The sequence below is a fragment of the Streptomyces sp. NPDC048278 genome (assembly GCF_040652195.1).
Classification (GTDB): domain Bacteria; phylum Actinomycetota; class Actinomycetes; order Streptomycetales; family Streptomycetaceae; genus Streptomyces.
This window is the reverse complement of sequence record NZ_JBEZLP010000022.1, coordinates 141049-160749: the sequence shown is the minus strand read 5'-3', so window position 1 is coordinate 160749 and position 19701 is coordinate 141049. Positions and strand designations below refer to the sequence as shown.

At 70.9% G+C, this 19701-nt stretch carries 16 protein-coding genes and 1 pseudogene; 11 read left to right on the top strand and 6 right to left on the bottom strand.

The genetic code is table 11. From position 1 onward, the window contains the following. Nucleotides 1–168: 168 nt before the first annotated feature. Nucleotides 169–1878: a carbohydrate binding domain-containing protein gene (locus tag AB0D74_RS32195; protein WP_362594799.1), complete on the bottom strand. Its 1710-nt coding sequence runs from the start codon at nucleotides 1876–1878 to the stop codon at nucleotides 169–171. A 388-nt stretch (nucleotides 1879–2266) separates the two neighbouring features. Next, complete coding sequence (locus AB0D74_RS32190) at nucleotides 2267–3193, bottom strand: NADP-dependent oxidoreductase (RefSeq protein WP_362594797.1); 927 nt, start codon at nucleotides 3191–3193, stop codon at nucleotides 2267–2269. 50 nt (nucleotides 3194–3243) lie between these two features. Between AB0D74_RS32190 and AB0D74_RS32185 the strand changes: the two genes are divergently transcribed. Continuing rightward, nucleotides 3244–3879 (top strand): helix-turn-helix domain-containing protein, encoded by a 636-nt coding sequence (locus tag AB0D74_RS32185; RefSeq protein ID WP_362594794.1) that lies wholly within the window; start codon nucleotides 3244–3246, stop codon nucleotides 3877–3879. Nucleotides 3880–4033: 154 nt separating this feature from the next. Here AB0D74_RS32185 and AB0D74_RS32180 read toward each other — a convergent pair. Together AB0D74_RS32180 and AB0D74_RS32175 are read right to left on the bottom strand one after the other, a co-directional pair. After that, a pseudogene (locus AB0D74_RS32180) lies at nucleotides 4034–4525 on the bottom strand (SDR family oxidoreductase); the annotation flags it as partial. Nucleotides 4526–4563: 38 nt separating this feature from the next. Next, entirely contained in the window at nucleotides 4564–5436 is an 873-nt protein-coding gene (locus AB0D74_RS32175; RefSeq protein ID WP_362594792.1) for an aldo/keto reductase family oxidoreductase, read from the bottom strand. Nucleotides 5437–5567: 131 nt separating this feature from the next. Here AB0D74_RS32175 and AB0D74_RS32170 point away from each other — a divergent pair, with 131 nt between their 5' ends. Next, a complete protein-coding gene (locus AB0D74_RS32170) occupies nucleotides 5568–6002 on the top strand; it encodes a helix-turn-helix domain-containing protein (RefSeq protein WP_362594790.1) in 435 nt (144 codons plus the stop codon). Between the two features lie 111 nt (nucleotides 6003–6113). Here the strand turns inward: AB0D74_RS32170 and AB0D74_RS32165 are convergent, their stop codons facing one another. Beyond that, a complete protein-coding gene (locus AB0D74_RS32165) occupies nucleotides 6114–8069 on the bottom strand; it encodes a LamG-like jellyroll fold domain-containing protein (RefSeq protein ID WP_362594788.1) in 1956 nt (651 codons plus the stop codon). Between the two features lie 516 nt (nucleotides 8070–8585). Between AB0D74_RS32165 and fusA the strand changes: the two genes are divergently transcribed. The 9 genes from fusA (at nucleotide 8586) to AB0D74_RS32120 (ending at nucleotide 18574) form a co-directional block, all read left to right on the top strand. Then, a complete protein-coding gene (gene fusA / locus AB0D74_RS32160) occupies nucleotides 8586–10688 on the top strand; it encodes an elongation factor G (protein ID WP_362594786.1) in 2103 nt (700 codons plus the stop codon). 413 nt (nucleotides 10689–11101) lie between these two features. After that, nucleotides 11102–12418, top strand: a complete 1317-nt coding sequence (locus AB0D74_RS32155; protein ID WP_362594784.1) for a sugar ABC transporter substrate-binding protein — start codon at nucleotides 11102–11104, stop codon at nucleotides 12416–12418. 5 nt (nucleotides 12419–12423) lie between these two features. Then, nucleotides 12424–13416, top strand: a complete 993-nt coding sequence (locus AB0D74_RS32150; RefSeq protein WP_362594782.1) for a sugar ABC transporter permease — start codon at nucleotides 12424–12426, stop codon at nucleotides 13414–13416. 7 nt (nucleotides 13417–13423) lie between these two features. After that, nucleotides 13424–14263, top strand: coding sequence for a carbohydrate ABC transporter permease (locus AB0D74_RS32145; RefSeq protein WP_362594845.1), 840 nt, complete (start codon nucleotides 13424–13426; stop codon nucleotides 14261–14263). 26 nt (nucleotides 14264–14289) lie between these two features. Further along, nucleotides 14290–15648, top strand: coding sequence for a GH1 family beta-glucosidase (locus AB0D74_RS32140; RefSeq protein ID WP_362594780.1), 1359 nt, complete (start codon nucleotides 14290–14292; stop codon nucleotides 15646–15648). A gap of 221 nt (nucleotides 15649–15869) precedes the next feature. Next, nucleotides 15870–16739, top strand: a complete 870-nt coding sequence (locus tag AB0D74_RS32135) for a helix-turn-helix transcriptional regulator (RefSeq protein WP_362594778.1) — start codon at nucleotides 15870–15872, stop codon at nucleotides 16737–16739. After that, on the top strand, nucleotides 16736–16921 hold the full coding sequence (locus tag AB0D74_RS32130; RefSeq protein ID WP_362594776.1) for a DUF397 domain-containing protein: 186 nt from the start codon (nucleotides 16736–16738) through the stop codon (nucleotides 16919–16921). Before AB0D74_RS32135 ends, AB0D74_RS32130 begins: the two co-directional genes overlap by 4 nt. A 177-nt stretch (nucleotides 16922–17098) precedes the next feature. Beyond that, on the top strand, nucleotides 17099–17788 hold the full coding sequence (locus tag AB0D74_RS32125; RefSeq protein ID WP_362594774.1) for a hypothetical protein: 690 nt from the start codon (nucleotides 17099–17101) through the stop codon (nucleotides 17786–17788). A gap of 60 nt (nucleotides 17789–17848) precedes the next feature. Continuing rightward, nucleotides 17849–18574: a YcnI family protein gene (locus AB0D74_RS32120; RefSeq protein WP_362594772.1), complete on the top strand. Its 726-nt coding sequence runs from the start codon at nucleotides 17849–17851 to the stop codon at nucleotides 18572–18574. A 238-nt stretch (nucleotides 18575–18812) separates the two neighbouring features. On the opposite strand, the gene AB0D74_RS32115 is transcribed toward AB0D74_RS32120, so the two are convergent. Further along, nucleotides 18813–19685 (bottom strand): CDP-alcohol phosphatidyltransferase family protein, encoded by an 873-nt coding sequence (locus AB0D74_RS32115; RefSeq protein ID WP_362594770.1) that lies wholly within the window; start codon nucleotides 19683–19685, stop codon nucleotides 18813–18815. Nucleotides 19686–19701: the final 16 nt, after the last annotated feature.

Below are 19701 nucleotides of genomic sequence, written 5' to 3'. Positions count from 1 at the left end.
AAACGTTTCAATCAAGGGCCGCATCCAGGCAGGCAAGGTTGACGCGTGCAAGTCGACAGGGTTGCGGAGCCTCGTCGTCCGGGCCGGAGCGGAGCGCGAAGCACGCCCCGCCGGCTCGCCCGGGGGTGAAGCCCGAGTTCGCCGCCGGGGCGCGCGTGGACGGCGCCGTCAGGTGAGGGTGAAGTCGTCCGCGTAGACGTCGGCCTGGCCGTACCAGCCGTGCACGAAGACGGTGACCGCCCCGCTGCTTCCGGTGGTGAAGCTGACCGTGAGCTGGTTCCAGCTGCTGCTGTTGGACCAGGTGCTCGCGGAGGCGCCGCCGCTGACGCCGATGTAGGCGTACGGGCCCTGCACCCAGGCGGTGAGGGTGTAGGTGTGGTTGGCGGACAGGGTGACGCTCTGGTCGCACTCGCCGGTGCTGCTGGAACTCGGCGCGACCTGGAGACTGTGGCTGCCTCCGTGGACCGGGCTGGAGACCACCGCGCTGCCGCCCGTGCAGGTCCAGGGGCTCGGACTGCCGGTCTCGAAGCCCGCGTTGGTCAGCGAGCCCCCGCCGCCCCCGCCGCCGGAGGAGGAGGTGACCGTGAGCGAGAAGGTCGCGCTGTGGCTGCCGCTCGCGGCCGTGCCGGTGACGGTGATCGGGTAGGTGCCCGCCGCCACGGACGAGCCGACCGTCGCCGTCAGCGTCGAACTGCCGCCGGACGTCACGGAGGTGGGGGAGAAGGAGACGCTGACGCCGGAGGGCGCGCCGGAGGCGGAGAGGCCGACGGACTCTGCGCTGCCGGAGGTGACGGCCGTACCGACGGTCGCGGTCGCCGAACCGCCCTGGGCGGCCGAGGCGGAACCCGGCGACAGGGACAGCGAGAAGTCGGTGGTGGTGCCTCCGCCGCCCCCGCCCGTGCTGCCCTCGTAGGGCACGAACGCGTCGGTGAACGCGAGCGTGTTCTGGCTGATCTCACTGCACGTGGAGAGCGAGTTGGCGCTGCCGCTGCACGGCTGGTCCCGGTTGGCCGACCAGAACGACAGGCGTCCGACGCCGTTCTGTGCGGCGAAGGACTCCACCGTCTGGGCGTCCGCGAGGGTGAAGGTGGACCCGTCGTCGTTCTTGCCGATCATCGGCGTGATGCCGAGGTTGGCGTAGGTGTAGCCGGAGTCGACGGACTGCATCTGCGCCAGCGTGGCCCTGGCCGCGGAGACCGCGCCCTGGCCCATCTCGGTGCCGGTGCCCGCGTAGTAGTCCATGGCCATGACGTTGACCACGTCGATCTTGATGCCCGCCGTCTTCGCGGCCTTGAGGATGTTGACGCCGTCGCCGGTGAGCCCGCTGGTCAGCACGGGCAGGGTCATGGAGAACTTCAGGTTGGGGTTGGACGCCTTGAGGTCCTTCATCGCCTGCATCTGGCGGGCCGCCGCCGCGGTGTCCGCGATGGCGGCGCCCTCGACGTCGAAGTCGAGCTGGGTGACGCCGTAGTCGTTGATGATGGCCTGGTAGCCGGCGTCGATGCTGCTCTGGGTCGAGCAGGTCCAGGCGAGCGGCTCTCCGCTGGCCCCGCCGGAGGAGATGATGACGGAGGCGCCCTCGGACTTCGCCCTGGCGATCTCGGGGTCGGTGTAGGAGTCGTTGCCGATGGGGAGCGTGTCGCCCCAGATCTGGGTGCAGCCCTCGCCGAGTACGAAGGCCGCCGTGTAGGCCTTGAGTCCGTGTCCCGTGACGGCGGTGTCGAGCAGTCCTTCCTGACCGTTCGACATGTCGACGTAGGGAGCGACGGAGTAGACGCTGCTCCCCGCGGCGCTGCCGGCGGGGGCCAGCGCGACGGTGACGCCGGTGGCCGCGAGTGCGAGCGCACACGCGGAGGCCGCAAATCTTGCCAGGTGCATGACATTGGCCCTTTCGGGATGCCCATCGAGGGCGGGATGGTGGGGGTGGGCCGAGATTTGGTACATACCAAACCGCCGTCGGGGCCTGCCAGTCAAGAGGACTAGACCAACTCCATACCATTCGGATGCCTCCCGTCTCCGGCGGACGGGCCGGAGACGCGGGTCCTCAGGTTCGGGGTCGTGCGATGGCGTCACGGCCCGCGGTCCCGTGTGCCGTCTCACGCCGTGTCATCCCTCGGTCGTCTCACCTTCCGTGTCGCTTCCTCGCTCGCCCCGGCGTCGCAGGGCGGCGCGGCCGGCACCACCGGGCCGGCATCGGCCGCCGTGCGCAGACCGGCGGCCCGCGCGCCGCCGCCGATGCGCGCGGCGAAGATCCGCCGGACAGGCCCTACGGGGTGAGTGCGATCTTTCCCCGTGCGTGCCCGGTTTCGCTCAACAGGTGGGCCGCTGCCGCGTCTTCAAGGGCGAAGGCGGCGGCCAGGGGCACGGTGAAGCGGCCCTGCTGTGCGAGGGCGGCGGCCTCGGCGAGCCCGTCGACGGCCTGCGGGTCCGCGTCGGGGCCGGCCGAGCGGGAGAGGTGGACCCCGTACCTGGCCGCGTTCAGGTCGGCGATGGTCACCACCCGGTCCGGGCTTTCGGCGAGGTCGACCAGGTCGGGCAGCGAACCCGAACCGGCGCAGTCCAGGACGGCGTCGACTCCGCCCAGTTCCAGGGCGCCGACCCGCTCGGCCGTGCCGGGTCCGTAGGTGATCGGTATCGCCCCCAACTCCGCTACGAACGCGTGATTACGGGAGCTCGCCGTACCGATGACGGTAGCGCCGCGAGCCGCCGCCAACTGGACGGCGACCGTGCCGACCCCGCCGGCCGCGCCCTCGATCAGCAGGACCGTGCCGGCGTCGGCCTTCAGCCGGTCGAGCGCGCGGGCGGCGGTCTCGATGTTCGCCGCCGCCGCGGCCTGTTCCCAGGTCAACGCGTCGGGCTTGGGCGCCCACGTCGCCAGGACGGCGTACTCGGCGTTCGCACCGCCGAGCTCGGCGAGATCGACGATGCCGAACACCGCGTCTCCCACCCGGACACCGGTGACGCCAGGACCGACCTCGTCGACCACACCCGCGGCGTCCACGCCGAGCACATGGGGCAGCGGCACCGGCATCATCGTGCGCAACCGGCCCGCGCGGAGCCTGCAGTCGGCGGGAGTGACGCCGGAGGCCCTTACGGAGACCCGGACACGGCCCGGCCCGGCGTGGGGTTCCGGCACGTCCGTCACCTCAAGGACGTTCGCGGGACCGTATACGGAGAAGGTCAGTGCTCTCATGCAGCCGGACGCTAACGGAACACCCCGTCCGTTTGACTAAAGTGAGAGCGGTGACGAACCGTTTGCCTCACTCGCTGCGCTCGGACGCCCGGGACAACCGGGAACGCATCCTCGCCGTGACGCGGGAGCTGTTCGCCGCGCAGGGCCTGGATGTGCCGATGCGGGAGATCGCCCGGCGTGCCGAGGTGGGCCCGGCAACCCTCTACCGGCATTTCCCGACCAAGGAGGCCCTGGTCACCGAGGTCTTCACCGAGGAGATGGCAGCCTGTACGGCCATCGTCGACGAGGGGCTGGCCGATCCGGATCCGTGGCGGGGCTTCTGCCGGATGATCGAGCAGGTGTGTGAACTGCACGCGCGGAACCGGGGCTTCACCGCGGCGTTCGTCTCGGCCTTCCCCCGCGCGATCGACTTCGCCGCGCAACGGGAGCGGGCGCTGGGCAAGGTCGCCGAACTCGCCCGCCGGGCCGGCACGACAGGCAGGCTGCGCCCGGACTTCGTCCTGGACGACCTGGTCATGGTGCTCATGGCCAACAGCGGTATCCGAACCACCACGCAGGACCTTGCCGTGGCCGCCTCACGACGCTTCGCCGCCCTGCTGGTCCAGGGCATGCGGGCCGAGTCGGCCATGCCCCCGCTGCCACCTGCGGTTCGTCTGCCGCTGACGGTGATGAACGTCCACCCATGACCCGCAGGTCCCGGCGGACCGACTGCATCCCGGGACCACGCCTCCTGCCGTGCGGGTCCGGGACCGATACCGGACGCGGCGCCGGTGATCGCCGTACTGCTGCCATGCAGGTGTGTGCCTGAGGGAGTGGCCCGGGGTGCGGGCCGCTCCTGTTTCAGGCGCCGGCGCCGCCGTCGACGGGGACGATCGCGCCGGTCACGTACGAGGCTCGGTCGCTGAGCAGCCACGCGGCGGCCTCGGCGATCTCCCGGGGCTCGCCCATCCGGCCCATCGGGATCCTGGCGCTCATGCCTTCGATGATTCCGGGCGTCGCCGCTTCCCATTCGTCGATCATCTCGGTGGCGGTGCCGCCGGGGGTGATGCCGTTCACCCGGATGTTGGCGGGAGCCAGATCGACCGCGGCGGTCTCGGTGAGGCTGTTGAGTGCGCGCTTCATGGCCCCGTAGGCGGGCAGGCCGGAATTGGCCCGGCGGCTACCGATGCTGGAGGTGTTGACGATGGCCCCGCCGCCGCCCTGCCGCATGAGCGCGACCTCGGCGTTCATGGCGGTCCAGTGCGAGCGGAAGTTCACGGTGAACTGCTCGTCGATGTCCTCGTCGCTGGTGGCGTCGACCGGACCGGGCCGCCGGCCACCGCGAGCACCGTGGCCGACAGGGGCGACGCGCATGCTGGACGGTTCGATGTTCAGTGGCCGATGCCGTTCAGTTCGCGCAGGTCTTCGTCTCCGAGGGAGAGGCCGGCGCCTGCGATGTTCTCGCGCAGGTGGGCGGTGGCCGAAGTGCCGGGGATGAGCAGGATGTTCGGGGAACGCTGCATCAGCCAGGCCAGCGCGACCGACATGGGCGTCGCCCCCAGCCGGTTCGCGACCTGCGAGAGGGCCTCCGACTGGAGCGGCGTGAAGCCTCCCAGGGGGAAGAACGGCACGTAGGCGATGCCGTCGGCGGCGAGGCGGTCCACGAGGTCGTCGTCGTGGCGGTGGGCGAGGTTGTACATGTTCTGCACGCACACGACCGGGGCGATGCTGCGCGCCTCGGCGACCTGCTCTGCGGTGACATTGCTGACGCCGAGGTGGCGGATCAGGCCCTCGTCCCGGAGGTCGACGAGCGTCTCGAATGCTTCGGTGATCGAGCCCGGCCGGGGGCCTTGAGCGTCGCCCATACGCATGTTGACCAGGTCGAGGGTCTCGACGCCGAGGGATTCGAGGTTCTCATGGACCTGTTTGCGCAGGTCTTCGGGGCGCCGGGCCGTGGGCCAGCCGCCCTGCGCGTCGCGGGTCGCACCCACCTTGGTGGCGATGAACAGCGGCTCCGGGTAGGGGTGCAGCGCTTCACGGATCAGCTCATTGGTGACGCGCGGTCCGTAGGCGTCGCTGGTGTCGATGTGGGTGATCCCGAGGCCGACCGCCGTGCGCAGCACGGTCAGGGCACCGTCGTGGTCCGCGGGCGGCCCCATGACCCACGGGCCGGCGAGCTGCATCGCGCCGTAGCCGAACCGGGTTACGGAGGAGTCACCCAGCGTCCAGGTTCCGCCGGGAAGAGGTGCGGAGGGCGTGTTCATCGTGGCGCCTTTCACTTCGTGCAAGGGGGTGGTGTCTCCAGCCCCCTTGCACCAGTGTTGGAGAGGAACTTCATGTCGGGAAGTAGGCACTCTGAGGTGCGTAACGACCCAGAAGGGGAGAGGCGAGATCGGTGACGACGACGAAGGCCGACGAGAAAGCGCAGGCCAAGGCGGAATACAACGCGTTCCTTGCGGTGTGCCCCAGCCGTCAGCTCCTCGACCGGATCTCGGACAAGTGGGTCGTCCTGATCCTGTGCGCACTGGGCGGTGACACCTCCGAACAGCCCGGCGCGTCCCCTGCCCCGAAGGCGATGCGCTACTCCGAGCTCGCCCGGCTACTGGTCGGCGTCAGCCAGAAGATGCTGACCCAGACCCTACGGGCCCTCGAACGCGACGGCCTGCTCACCCGCACCGTGACCCCCACGGTCCCCGTCACGGTCACCTACGAGCTGACCGACCTCGGCCTCTCGCTCCACCACCTGACAGGCGGGCTCAGACAGTGGGCCCAGACGCACATGGGACAGGTCCTCGTCAATCGCGAGAGCCACGACGCACGAGCTTCCTAGCGCGGACGGCGTTCTCCGTCGCCGTTCGGCCATCGCTCGGCCATCGCTCGGCCAGTGTTCGTGAGATTCGGCCGCAGGTTCTGAGATGCCGAAGGAGACGGGAGACCCGGCTCACCGCGCCGTCAGGAACTCGTCCGCGGCCAGCGGGCGGTTCACGATCCGGATGTCACCGACGCTGCCGTGGAACACCATGTCGACCGCGCCCGCGTACTCGTGGCCGCCCACCAGCCACGGCAGCCCGAGCGAGGTGAGGCCGGCCGACAGCCGGTTCGGGTTGTCGACGACCGGGGCGCCCTCGACGTACAGCCTCGTGCGGCGGCCGTCGTTGACCACCGCCAGGTGCCACCACTTGAGCTCCACCAGGCCGTGCCCCCAGTTGGTCGTCGGCCAGGTGGCGTTCAGCGGGTAGTGGTTGAACTGCGGCTCGCGGCCGTTGTTCGAGATGGAGAGCTGGAGCACCGGCTCGCCCGGGTCGGTGTTCCTGCCGTGCTTTCCGGCGTCCCCGGCCGAGCCGCGGCGGCTGAGCACCGACGCCCAGCCGTTGTTCCCGGCGTCCCAGTCCAGCGGCAGCATCACGAACGTCTCGATGGTGTACCCGGACTCGAACGTCTCGCCGTTCAGCGGGGCGTGTGTCCCGGTGGTCAGGTACGAGCCGTGCAGCGGGTTGCGGCCCCCGCCGAACCTCAGGCTGGCGTGCGCGGGCTGGTCGGGGTGGTGGTCGGCGGACCAGGTGAGCGCGTCGGCCGCGGTGCCCGGCAGGGTCACCACCGTCAGGTCGTTGCCCTTCCCGGACAGGTCACGGACGGTGTCGCCCGCACCGAGCGCGGTGCCGGGCGCGCCCTGCCCGTCGAAACGCCAGTACGCCAGCGTGCCCTTCACCAGCTCCCGGGCGGCCGGCCGGGCGGGCCGGGCCGGCACCGGGGCGAAGCCGGCGAAGCGTCGCTCGAAGTCGATCGGCACCGAGAAGTCGTCCACCGGACCGGTGATCCGGGCGTGCTCGGCCGCCAGTTCGGAACGGGACTCCGGCTCCTGGGCCAGGATCCACGGGTTGACCGTCTCCACGTCGATCGTGTTGCGGGCCAGGTCGAAGTGGTACAGCCGGATCATGCCGCCACCGCCGAAGTAGCGGTTCTGGTAGTTCGTGATGTGCAGGTGCACATCGTTGCCGGCGGCGTTCTTCGCGGTCGTCCGCGCGGGCGGCCAGTAGTGGCCGTTGAGGGTGAGGAAGATCTGGTCGTTGCCGTCGATCAGCCGGTCCCAGACCGTCCGGCCGTAGGCGGAGAGGACGGCGTTGTCCTCGGGGTCCCCCGACTCGTACGGGAAAACGTTGTCATCGTAGTCGGAGTAGACGAGGTCGTGCGTCGTGAGGATCACCGGCAGCTTCGGGTGGGCCTTGACGACGCTCTCGGCCCACGCGAAACCCTGCTCGCTGGTCCGCCAGTCCAGGGCGAGCAGCAGCCAGGAGCGGCCGGCGGCCCGGAAGATGTGCGCGGTGTTGTACCCGGTCGGGTCGGCCCCGGCGAACGTCTTCGCGTGCGCGAACCGCTGCGGGCCCATGGTCCGCAGGTACGGCGTGTCACCGCGGCTGTCGTCGCCGCTCACGTCGTGGTTGCCGGCCAGCACGCTGTAGCCGGCACCGTGCCCGTCCAGCAGCGCGAAGGCCTTGTCGACCTGCTGGAAGGAGGACGGGTCCGCGTCCTGGGTCAGGTCGCCGAGGTGCGCCATGAACACGATGTTGTCGCCGTTCGCGTCCCCGCTGTTCTCGACGACATAGCGGAACGACGCCTCCTGCGGCGTCCGGTTGACGCTGTCCTGGCTGCCCCAGTAGAGGAACTGGGTGTCCGGCATGACCGCGAGGGTGAACCGGAGAGCGTCCGTGTCCGGTCTCCAGGTGCCGGTCCTGGCACCGCCGTCGGCCTCCGCTGCGGACGCCGGCGGCGCGCCGAGCACGACCGCGCCGGTTCCCGCTGCCGCCGTTCCCGCGCCGGCCAGCGCCGTGCTGCGGAGAAAACCGCGCCGGCTCTGCCCGGTGTTCGCCTGTGCCGGGGTGTCGTCTCGATGGGACATGGGTCCGCCTTTCCCGTGCCGATGGCTCAAACGCGACGACGCTACCCAGCGGCGCTTCCGGTCGGGCGGCCAAGAGGTGACAGTCGAAGACCGGGCGCCTGTCCGGGACTTGAAGGATCGGGACGGCCGGTCGAAAACCGGGTGCCGGGCCCCGCGCCCCCTGCCTACACTCGTCCACTGTCACGCACCGTAGCCGCGACCCGCGGTCGCGGGGCTCTGCCGTGACGAGTCCGGACGAACGAGGGGAGAGGGCCATGCGTGAGCGCACCGCTGTCGTCCCCTCCCTTCCCCGCGCCCTTTCCCGCTTTGACGTGATCCTCGTGTCCCCGTCCCTCCGGTGCCCGCCGCGCGGTCGGCACCGGACTCCGTGACGCGCGACCGGATCCGTCAACCATCGGTACGTGTACCTGATCTGATGTCTCGTCAGGCATGACCGATCGGGCCTCGCCGCACGGGAAATCGCGCCGCCCCTTCCGGGAGCGATTCCGGGAACCGTCGTCCGAAAGGCACCGGGCCATGCGCACCGAACCCCGCACGAACTCCGTCAACCCCCTTGCCGCCGTTCGCAACCTGGGCATCCTCGCCCACGTCGACGCAGGGAAGACCACCGTCACCGAACGCATCCTCTTCGCCACCGGCACCATCCACCGACGCGGCGAGGTGCACGACGGCACCACCGTCACCGATTTCGACCCCCAGGAGCGCGACCGCGGCATCACCATCTTCGCCGCGGCCGTCAGCTGTGCCTGGGACGGTCACCGCATCAACCTCATCGACACCCCAGGACACGTCGACTTCGCCGACGAGGTCGAACGCTCGCTGCGCGTCCTCGACGGCGCGATCGCCGTGTTCGACGCGGTCGCCGGCGTGGAGCCGCAGAGCGAGTCGGTGTGGCGGCAGGCCGACCGGCACGGCGTGCCCAGGATCGCCTTCGTCAACAAGCTGGACCGTGCGGGCGCCGACCTCGACAGAGCCGTCGAGTCGATCCGCACCCGCCTGCACCCGGCCCCGCTCGTCGTCCAGTTGCCCATCGGCACCGAGGACGGCTTCACGGGCGTGGTCGACCTCGTGCGCATGCGGGCGCTGGTCTGGGCGGACGACGGCGGTACGGCGACGGAGGGGCCCGTCCCCGAGGAGCTGAGGGAGGCGGCGGACCGGCGCCGGCACGCGCTGGAGGAGGCGGTGGCCGCGCTGCACCCGACCGCGCTGGAGGAGTTCTGCGCACCGCCCGGCCGGCTGTCCGCCGACACCCTGGCCGGCGCTCTGCGCGACCTCACCCTGAGCGGCGAGGGCGTCGTCGTCCTGTGCGGCTCCGCCTACCGCAACCGGGGCGTCGAACCGCTCCTCGACGCGGCCGTGGCCTACCTGCCCGCGCCGCTCGACGTCCCCGCGGTGCGCGGTACCCACCGGGGTGCCGAGCAGCGGCGGGCCGCCGACCCCGAGGGGCCGTTCGCGGCGCTCGCGTTCAAGGTGACCGCGACCGCCACCGGGCGCCTCACCCACGTCCGGGTCTACTCCGGCACGATCGAGAAGGGAGACACCGTGTGGGACCCGGCGACGCGCCGCACCGAACGCGTGGCGCGCATCCTCCGCGTCATGGCCGACCGGCACGAGCCCCTCGACCGGGCGGTGGCCGGTGACATCGTCGCCGTCGTCGGCCTGAAGTCGGCCCGCCCCGGTGCCACGCTGTGCGCACCGGACGCCCCGCTGCTCCTGGAGCCGCCGACCGCCGCGGAACCGGTGGTCTCGGTCGCCGTCGAGGCCCGCCGCCGTACCGACACGGACCGGCTGGCGCAGGCGCTGGCCCGGCTGGCGGAGGAGGACCCCTCGCTGGTGGTCCGGACCGACGCCGAGACCGGGCAGACCGTGCTGTCCGGGATGGGCGAACTGCATCTGGAGGTCGCGGTGGAGAAGATCCGCAGGGACGGCGGCCCCGAGGTCACGGTGGGCCGGCCGCGGGTCGCCCTGCGGGAGACCGTGGCCCGCGGGGTGACCGGCTTCGTGCACCGGCACGTCCACCAGACCGGCGGGGCCGGGCAGTTCGCGCACATCGTCCTGGACGTCGAACCCCTGGGGCACGAGGACGGGCGCGAGGGCGAGCACGACGGCGGCTGCGCGGGCGGCTTCGCGTTCCGGTCGGCGGTCGTCGGCGGCCGGGTGCCGCAGGAGTACGTCCGCGCGGTCGAGGCCGGCTGCCGGGACGCCCTGGCCGAGGGGCCGCTCGGCGGGCATCCGGTGACCGGGCTGCGGGTCACGCTGACCGACGGCTCTACGCATGTGAAGGACTCCTCCGACACGGCGTTCCGTACGGCGGGGCGGCTCGGCCTCCGGGAGGCTCTGCGGGCCTGCGCGATGACGCTCCTGGAGCCGGTCGCCGAGGTCACGGTCACCGTGCCCGAGGACGCGGTGGGCGGCGTGCTCGGCGACCTGGCGGCTCGGCGCGGCCGGGTCACCGGTTCCGTGGCGCGGGGCGGCGCGGCGGTGCTCACCGCCACCGTGCCGCTGGCCGAACTCTTCGGCTACGCGACCCGGTTGCGCGGTCGCACCCAGGGCCGCGGCACCTTCACGGCACGCCCGTCGGGCCACGCACCGGCCCCCGCGGCGGCCTCCACCCGGTGACACGGGTGGTCCCGGCCGTGGCTCCCGTCCGGTGACGCCGGAGGCGGGGGCCGGGGAGCACCTCCCCGGCCCCCGCCACCTCGCGTCGGCGCCCGCAACCGCCCGTCGAAACACAACCGTTGTGGAACGGCGGCCGGCCCCTCCCCACGCAGGTCACCCCGCTTCGGCCCAGGTCACGCCGTCGGGCGTGGGCGCGGCATCGCCGCGGAACCGGCTGTTCCCCGGCCCGCCTGCACGGATACCCGTGCCGGATCCCTTGACGAGCTACTGTTCGGGGGATTAACTCACGTCCTAAATTAAGCCATGAGGGGCTTTGGAAGCCGAACGTCGGTCCAGGCGTCCGCACCCGCGGGCGCCGGCCTTCGCGAAGCCCTCTCGGGGTTCTCGACTCCCGGAAAGGCACAGCTGGAGCCATGCGCAGCATCCGAGCCGCGGCCGTAGGCGCCGTCACCATGTCTCTCGCCCTCGCGGCCACGGCCTGCGGTGGCGGTTCGTCCACCGGGGGCGGGTCCGACGACTCCCCGAAGACGCTCACCTACTGGGCCTCCAACCAGGGTGCCAGCATCGAGGTCGACAAGCAGGTCCTCCAGCCGGAGCTCGACAAGTTCCAGAAGCAGACCGGCATCAAGGTCAAGCTGGAGGTCGTGCCCTGGTCGGACCTGCTCAACCGGATCCTGACCGCGACCACCTCCGGCCAGGGCCCCGACGTGCTGAACATCGGCAACACCTGGAGCGCCTCGCTCCAGGCGACCGGCGCGCTGCTGCCCTGGGACGCCAAGAACTTCGGCAAGATCGGCGGCAAGGACCGCTTCGTCGACTCGGCGCTCGGCTCCACGGGCGCCGAGGGCAAGGACCCGGCGGCCGTACCGCTGTACTCGATGGCGTACGCGCTCTACTACAACAAGAAGATCTTCGCCGACGCCGGCATCGCCAAGCCCCCGGTCACCTGGGACGAGCTGGTCGCCGACGGCAAGAAGATATCGGCCAAGGGCAAGTCGGTGCTCGGCGCCGAGGGCGGCAACGTCTCGGAGAACATCCACCACGTCTTCGTCTTCGCCAAGCAGCACGGCGCCGACTTCTTCACCGCCGACGGCAAGCCGGACTTCACCAACGACAACATCGTCGCCGCGGTCAAGCAGTACGTCGACCTGATGGCCAAGGACAAGGCCATCCCGACCGGTGACGCCGAGTACGCGCAGAACCAGTCGGTCAGCGACTTCGCCAAGGGCAAGCAGGCCATGCTGCTGTGGCAGTCGGCCTCCTCCAACCTCAAGTCGCAGGGCATGAGCGACAGCGACTACGGCATCGCGCCCGTCCCCGTGCAGTCCGGCACCCCCGGCACCGGCGCCCAGGTCAACTCGATGGTGGCCGGCATCAACCTGGCCGTCTTCAAGAACACCAAGAACCTCGACGGCGCCACCACGTTCGTGAAGTTCATGACCAGCGACGACGAGCAGAAGATCCTCAACACCGCCTACAGCTCCATCCCGCCGGTCAAGGCGGCCCAGGAGGACGCGGCCTTCAACACCCCGGCCAACTCCGTCCTGAAGGACACCCTCGCCACCAGCGCCGCGGCCCTGCCCCAGGTGGCTGCGGAGTCGCAGTTCGAGACCACCGTCGGCACGGCGGTGAAGAACCTGTTCGCCGACGCCGCCGCCGGCCGCGCCGTCACCACCGAATCCGTCAAGGCCGAGCTGGAGAAGGCCCAGCAGCAGATGCCGGCGGCCTGAACGCGATGACGACCACCACCACCGCCGTGCACGAACCGGCGCAGGTGAACTCCCCCGGGGCGGCGGGCGGCTCGGGCCGCCGCCCCGGGCGGATCCGCCGCATCGGACTGCCCTACCTGCTCCTGCTGCCCGCCCTGCTGCTCGAACTCCTCGTCCACCTCATCCCGATGGTCATCGGCGTCGTGATGAGCTTCAAGGAGCTCACCCAGTTCTACATCCGCGACTGGACCACCGCCCCGTGGGCCGGATTCGACAACTACAAGCTGTCGGTCGAGTTCAACGCCCCCATCGGCAAAGCCCTGTTGCACTCGTTCTCCGTCACCGTCGGCTTCACCCTGCTCTCCGTCGGCCTGTGCTGGCTGATCGGCACCGCCGCCGCGGTCTTCATGCAGGACACCTTCAGGGGCCGCGGCCTGCTGCGCGCCCTGTTCCTGGTGCCGTACGCGCTGCCGGTCTACGCGGCCGTCATCACCTGGGTGTTCATGTTCCAGCACGACAACGGCCTGGTGAACCACGTCCTGCACGACCAGCTGCACCTCACCGACAAGCCGTCCTTCTGGCTGATCGGCGACAACAGCTTCTACGCCCTGCTCACCGTGTCCGTGTGGAAGGGCTGGCCGTTCGCCTTCCTGATCGTGATGGCCGGCCTCCAGAACATCCCGAAGGAGCTGTACGAGGCCGCCGCCCTGGACGGCGCCGGCATGTGGCAGCAGATCCGCCGGATCACCCTGCCGTCGCTGCGCCCGGTCAACCAGGTGCTGGTCCTGGTGCTGTTCCTGTGGACGTTCAACGACTTCAACACGCCGTACGTCCTGTTCGGGAAGTCCGCGCCGGAGGCCGCCGACCTCATCTCGGTCCACATCTACCAGGCCTCCTTCGTCACCTGGAACTTCGGCGCCGGCTCGGCCATGTCCGTGCTCCTGCTGCTCTTCCTGCTGGTGGTGACCGGCGTGTACCTGGTGTTCACCTCGCGCGGACGGAGGACCTCGGATGTCTAGCTCGCCCATGGCCCCGCCGCGGTCCTTCCTCTGGTCCCGGCGGATCTTCCTCACGCTGCTCACCGGGTTCGTGCTGATCCCCGTGTACGTGATGATCTCCAGCTCGCTCAAGCCGCTCTCCGACGTCACCGGCAAGTTCCGCTGGCTGCCGAGCGGGCTGACCGTCCGCCCGTACATCGACATCTGGTCGACGATCCCGCTCGCCCGGTACTTCGTGAACTCGCTGATCGTGGCGGTCTCGGCGACCGTCTGCTCGGTCGTCGTCGCGGTGTTCGCCGCCTACGCCGTCAGCCGCTACGAGTTCCGCGGCAAGCGCGTCTTCACGGTCACCGTGCTGTCCACCCAGATGTTCCCGGGCATCCTCTTCCTGCTCCCGCTGTTCCTGCTGTACGTCAACATCGGCAACGCCACCGGCATCGCCCTGTTCGGCTCCCGCGGCGGCCTGATCCTCACCTACCTGACGTTCTCGCTGCCGTTCTCGATCTGGATGCTGATCGGGTACTTCGACTCGGTGCCGCGGGACCTGGACGAGGCGGCCCTGGTGGACGGCTGCGGACCGCTCGGCGCGCTGCTGCGGATCGTCGTGCCCGCCGCGATCCCCGGCATCGTCGCGGTCGCCGTCTACGCCTTCATGACCGCCTGGGGCGAGGTGCTCTTCGCGTCGGTGATGACCAACGACACCACCCGCACCCTCGCCGTCGGCCTCCAGGGCTACTCCACGCTCAACAACGTGTACTGGAACCAGATCATGGCCGCCTCGCTCGTGGTCAGCGTGCCCGTCGTGGCCGGCTTCCTGCTCCTCCAGCGCTACCTCGTCGCCGGGCTGACCGCCGGCGCCGTCAAGTGAACCCACCCAGTTCCGAAGGGAATTTCGTGACCATCGACCTCGCCGCCCTCCCGCACGACTTCCTGTGGGGCACGGCAACAGCGGCGTACCAGATCGAGGGAGCCGTCGCGGAGGACGGCCGTGCACCCTCCATCTGGGACACCTTCTCGCACACCCCGGGGAAGATCGCGGGCGACGACAACGGCGACGTCGCGTGCGACCACTACCACCGCTGGCGCGAGGACATCGGCCTGATGCGGCAACTGGGCGCGAACGCCTACCGGTTGTCGGTGGCCTGGCCGCGCGTGCGGCCCGGCGGGGACGGCCCGGTCAACGCCAAGGGCCTCGACTTCTACGACGAGTTGATCGACGCCCTGCTGGCGGCCGGCATCACCCCGTCGGTCACCCTCTACCACTGGGACCTGCCGCAGGCCCTCCAGGACCGCGGCGGCTGGCCCGAGCGGGCGACCGCCGAGCACTTCGCCGCCTACGCCGCCGTCGTCGCCGAGCGGCTCGGGGACCGCGTCCACCACTGGACCACCCTCAACGAGCCCTCCTGCTCCGCCTGGATCGGCCACCTGGAGGGCAAGATGGCCCCCGGCTGGACCGACCTCACGGCCGCCGTCCGGGCCTCCTACCACCTGCTCCTCGGCCACGGCCTGGCCGCCCAGGCGATCCGCGCCGCCGCGCCCGGCGCCGAGGTGGGCATCGTCAACAACCTCTCCACCGTGTTCGCCGCCACCGACCGCCCCGAGGACGTGGCCGCCGTCCGCCGCCACGACGGGCACGTCAACCGCTGGTGGCTGGACCCGGTGCACGGCCGCGGCTTCCCGGCCGACATGGTCGAGACCTACGGTGTCGAACTCCCCGAGCGGCCGGGCGACCTGGCGACCATCGCCACCCCGCTCGACTGGCTGGGCCTGAACTACTACTTCCCGGCCTACATCGAGAACGACCCGGACGGCCCCGCGCCCCACGCCCGTTCCGTCTACCGCACGGACGTCCCGCGCACCGGCATGGACTGGGAGATCGACGCGAGCGGCATCGAGACCCTGCTGCTGCGCCTCACGGACGAGTACGGCGCCCGCAAGCTCTACGTCACCGAGAACGGCTCGGCCTACCCCGACGTGGTCCGCCCCGACGGCACCGTCGACGACCCCGAGCGCCAGGCCTACCTGGTCAGCCACCTGGCTGCCTGCGCCTCGGCGGCCCGCAAGGGGGCCCCGCTGGCCGGCTACTTCGCCTGGTCGCTGCTGGACAACTTCGAGTGGGCGTACGGCTACGACAAGCGCTTCGGCCTCGTCCACGTCGACTACGACACCCAGGTCCGCACGATCAAGGGCAGCGGCCACCGCTACGGGGACATCATCCGCGACCACCGGGGACAGGCCCGCAGGGCGGCCTGACCCCGCACGACCGCGGTGGGCGCGGACCAGGGGAGTACCGCGCCCACCGCACGTTCGACCGTCATACGCGTGAGCGACGACGACGCCCCCTTCCGGGTGCGTGATGCGTACGCTGCGTCGGCGTACGAGGGCAAGACGTGGACCGTACGTGGATCTTGCCGTCACTCTGGGTGAGTTGAGCGTGGGGAGCGGAGCGCGCACGTGCCTGGAGGTGGCCGCGTATGACGAACGGTGCGGACGAGAGTGACGGCGACGACCTGACGGGCTGCGAGGTGGAGCGCGAGCCCGATCCCTCCGACAGCCTGCGGACCTTCGGGGCCGTCGTCCATGCCCTGCGGGAGCACGCCGGGTACAGCAGGTCCGAGTTCGCCGAACTGGTGCGGTACTCCAAGCACACGGTCGCCTCCGTGGAGCTGGGAAGGCGGATGCCGGACCGGGCGCTGGTGGAGCGGGCCGAGGAAGTGCTGGGCAACACCGGGGCGTTACGGAAGGCGGCCCAGTTCCTGACGCGGGGCGACAAGGGGTTGGCGGTCTGGTTCCGGCAGTGGGCCCGGCTGGAGCGGATCGCGGTCAGCCTGTGCACGTACGAGTGCCGGCTGGTGCCGGGGCTGTTGCAGTCGGACGGATACGCGCGGGCCGTGTTCGACGGCACGATTCCGGTGGTCACCGACGAGGGGCTGGAGAACCTGCTCGACGTGCGGATGAAGCGGCAGCGCATGCTGTTCGAGCGGCCGACGGTGCCGTTCAGCTTCATCGTCGAGGAGCACGTGTTCCTGCGGCGGTTCGGGGGCGCGGAGCTCATGCGCGAGATGTACGACCATGTGCTGGAGCGGGCCGCTCTGCGCAACGTGACACTGCAGATCGTGCCGTTGGCGGCGGGGTTGCACGCGTGTCTGGACGGACCGGTCCAACTCTTGGAGACGCCGGAGGGGCGGCGCTTCGCGTACTCGGAAGGACAGCAGAACGGGCGGCTGATCGGTGACGTGAAAGAGGTGAGCCTTCTCCAGCAGCGCTATGACACACTGCGCTCGCAGGCCCTCAACCCCAAAGAATCGCAGGGCTTGTTGGAGCGACTGCGAGGAGAACTATGAGCACGACGGAACTCGCCTGGTTCAAGTCCAGCCACAGCGGCAGCCAGGGAGACAGCTGCATCGAGGTCGCTGTCACCGAGCAGGCCGTCCGCGTACGGGACTCCAAGGACGTGTCCCGACCGCACTTCGCCGTGTGCCGTGACGGTTGGACGGAGTTCGTGGCGTTCGTCGCCGAGGCCTGACCCTCGCGGTACCCGTCAGGGCTTCCACGCGTTCGGGTGATGCGTTCGCTGCGTCGGGGCGAAGATCGCGGACCGCGCTCACAGCAGACCACGGCCCACGCACGGGAAACACCCAGCCACGAGTGAACGGGGCGTCCGTGCCTCCCGTATCCACCCATCGTGGGAGGATCGCTCACCATGAGTGCGTCACCGGCGGTACGGAGCCTGCGTGCCGCGGTGTTCGCCGCGGTGTGCGTGCTGCTGGCTGCCGCCGGTCACGGCCTCGCCATGGGCGATCTGCCGCCGCTGTGGGCCGACGCGGCCGGGTTCCTGACCGTGTTCGTCCTGGGGCGGGCCCTCGCCGGGCGCGAGCGCGGCCTGCCGGAGATCGGCGTGGGCATGCTGCTCACCCAGGCCGGTCTGCACTTCGGTTTCGACGCGGCCCGCGCGGTCACCCCGGCCGCTTCCGCGCCCGCCGTGACCATGGCCCACATGCGCATGCACGGTCAGGCCATGACCGGCATGGGCGGTATGGGTGTTATGGGCGGAATGACTGGTGTAGCCGGTCCGGCGGGTGCGCGTGGAGCGGTGCAGTCGTACCCCCACGTCCATGTCCTGACCGCGCACGCCACCCTCGCCCACGTCGTCGCCGCGCTCGTCGCCTCCTGGTGGCTGCGGCGCGGCGAGGCCGCGCTGTGGTCGCTGCTGCGGCGGACCGCCGCGCTCGTCCCCGGTCTGGCCGCCTGGTGGCACGACGCCCCGCTGCCCGCCCCGGCCGGCGGCCCCCGCCTGGCCCCGGCCGCCCCGATACGGCCCCGTCCGCTGCTCGCACTGCGGCACGCGGTGAGCCGGCGCGGCCCGCCGAACCCGATCCCGTACCCGGTCTAACACCCGCAAGAGCCTCTAACAGACTTCACTCGTACGGAGATCGACTCACTCATGTCCGCCATGTCTGCAACCCGCCGCACCCTGCGCCGCGCCGCTACCGTCACCACGCTGGCCTCCGCGTCGGTCCTGGCCGCCGCCGGTATCGCCGCCGCGCACGTCACCGTCCACCCCGAGAGCTACGCCAAGGGCGCCACCGACGGCGTGCTGACCTTCCGCGTGCCCAACGAGGAGGACACCGCCTCCACCACCAAGGTCCAGGTCTACCTGCCCACCGACCACCCGGTCCTGGGCGTCCTCGTCACCCCGCACGACGGCTGGACCGCCAAGGTGACCACCACCAAGCTCAAGACGCCGGTGAAGACCGACGACGGCACCATCACCGAGGCCGCCTCCGAGATCACCTGGACCGGCGGCAAGATCGGCGCCGACCAGTTCGAGGACTTCGACGTGGCCTTCGGCCAGCTGCCCGAGGACACCGACCAGCTGACCTTCAAGACCCTCCAGACCTACTCCGACGGCAAGGTCGTCCGCTGGATCGAGGAGGCGCAGAGCGGCGACGACGAGCCGGAGAACCCGGCGCCGACGCTCAAGCTGACCGCCGCGGGCGACGACTCCGCCGCGTCGGCCGCGCCGGCCACGAAGAGCAGCGGCAAGGCGACCACGACGGCCGCCGACTCCAGCGACTCCACCGCCCGCGGCCTCGGCATCGCGGGCCTCGTCGTCGGCGTCCTGGGCCTGGCGGCAGCAGCGTTCGCCATCGTACGGACGCGGGGCGCCCGGTCGTAGGCCAACACCGGTGGGCCAACACCGGTGGGCCAACATCGGTGGGCCAACACCGGTAGGCCAACACGGGTGGGCCAACGCCCGTAGACCTACCGGCGTTGGCCCACGGGCGTTGGCAATCGCCCGTAGGTCAACGCTCGTAGGCCAAAGCTCGTAGGTCAACGCTCGTAGGCAGGACCCCGTAGGCAAGACGAGGGGCCCGGACCATCCCCCGGTCCGGGCCCCTCGCGCTGTCTTCGGCTCACCGCACCGCGGCCAGCTCCCGTGCCCCGGATCCGGCCCCGGCTCCAGCGCCGACCTCGATCTCGATCCCGGCTCCGATCCCGGCCTCCAGCTCGGCTTCGAGGTCGGCCTCCGACCCGGTGCCCGCCACCGTCGCCATCGTCCCGGCCGCCGCGGCCGGCCGGGCGTTGCGCCACAGCCACAGCACGTCCCGGCCGAAGGACCACACCAGGGAGCCGAGCGCCAGCAGCACCACGGCCAGGTTGGCCAGGTACGGCAGCAGGTCCGCGCCGGCCAGCAGCAGGCAGATGCCCTGCATCGCGGCGACCGTCTTGCGGGCCATGGAGTGCGGCAGCGGGGCGTTCAGCCAGGGCGCGGCCTTCGCCGCCGCGACGAACGCGTAGCGCATCCCGCCGATCAGGAGGACCCAGGGCCCGAGCTGCGTCGAGACGTACACGCTCAGCACCAGGATCAGGAACGCGTCGACCTCCATGTCGAAGCGCGCGCCGAGCGCGGTCGACGTACCGGTCTTGCGGGCCACCTTGCCGTCGACGCCGTCGAGGATCAGGGCCACGGCCGTCAGGCCGACCAGCAGGGTGACCGGCGGGGAGCTCTCGAAGGAGTCGGCGACCAGGGCGGTCACGCCGCCGACCAGGATCGCGCGGCCCAGGGTCACCCGGTTGGCCGGGCCGAAGGACCGCGGCCGGGTGCGGTGCAGGGCCCGGGAGAGCACCGCCCAGGTGGCTATCGCGAACGCGAGCCCCGTCAGCCAGCCGGCCGGCCCCATGCCGATCGCCGTCCCCAGCAGGGCCAGCAACAGGATCTGCACGCCCGCTCCCACAGCGGTCTCCTGCTGGACCAGCCTGGCTTCGTAAGTGTTGTTCAGGGCCACCGCACGTCCTCCGGCC

Coding starts and splice junctions, on each gene's coding strand:
- AB0D74_RS32195 (WP_362594799.1), bottom strand. CDS start 1,878: ATGCACCTGGCAAGATTTGCGGCCTCCGCGTGTGCGCTCGCACTCGCG.
- AB0D74_RS32190 (WP_362594797.1), bottom strand. CDS start 3,193: ATGAGAGCACTGACCTTCTCCGTATACGGTCCCGCGAACGTCCTTGAG.
- AB0D74_RS32175 (WP_362594792.1), bottom strand. CDS start 5,436: ATGAACACGCCCTCCGCACCTCTTCCCGGCGGAACCTGGACGCTGGGT.
- AB0D74_RS32165 (WP_362594788.1), bottom strand. CDS start 8,069: ATGTCCCATCGAGACGACACCCCGGCACAGGCGAACACCGGGCAGAGC.
- fusA (WP_362594786.1), top strand. CDS start 8,586: ATGCGCACCGAACCCCGCACGAACTCCGTCAACCCCCTTGCCGCCGTT.
- AB0D74_RS32155 (WP_362594784.1), top strand. CDS start 11,102: ATGCGCAGCATCCGAGCCGCGGCCGTAGGCGCCGTCACCATGTCTCTC.
- AB0D74_RS32150 (WP_362594782.1), top strand. CDS start 12,424: ATGACGACCACCACCACCGCCGTGCACGAACCGGCGCAGGTGAACTCC.
- AB0D74_RS32145 (WP_362594845.1), top strand. CDS start 13,424: ATGGCCCCGCCGCGGTCCTTCCTCTGGTCCCGGCGGATCTTCCTCACG.
- AB0D74_RS32135 (WP_362594778.1), top strand. CDS start 15,870: ATGACGAACGGTGCGGACGAGAGTGACGGCGACGACCTGACGGGCTGC.
- AB0D74_RS32130 (WP_362594776.1), top strand. CDS start 16,736: ATGAGCACGACGGAACTCGCCTGGTTCAAGTCCAGCCACAGCGGCAGC.
- AB0D74_RS32125 (WP_362594774.1), top strand. CDS start 17,099: ATGAGTGCGTCACCGGCGGTACGGAGCCTGCGTGCCGCGGTGTTCGCC.
- AB0D74_RS32120 (WP_362594772.1), top strand. CDS start 17,849: ATGTCTGCAACCCGCCGCACCCTGCGCCGCGCCGCTACCGTCACCACG.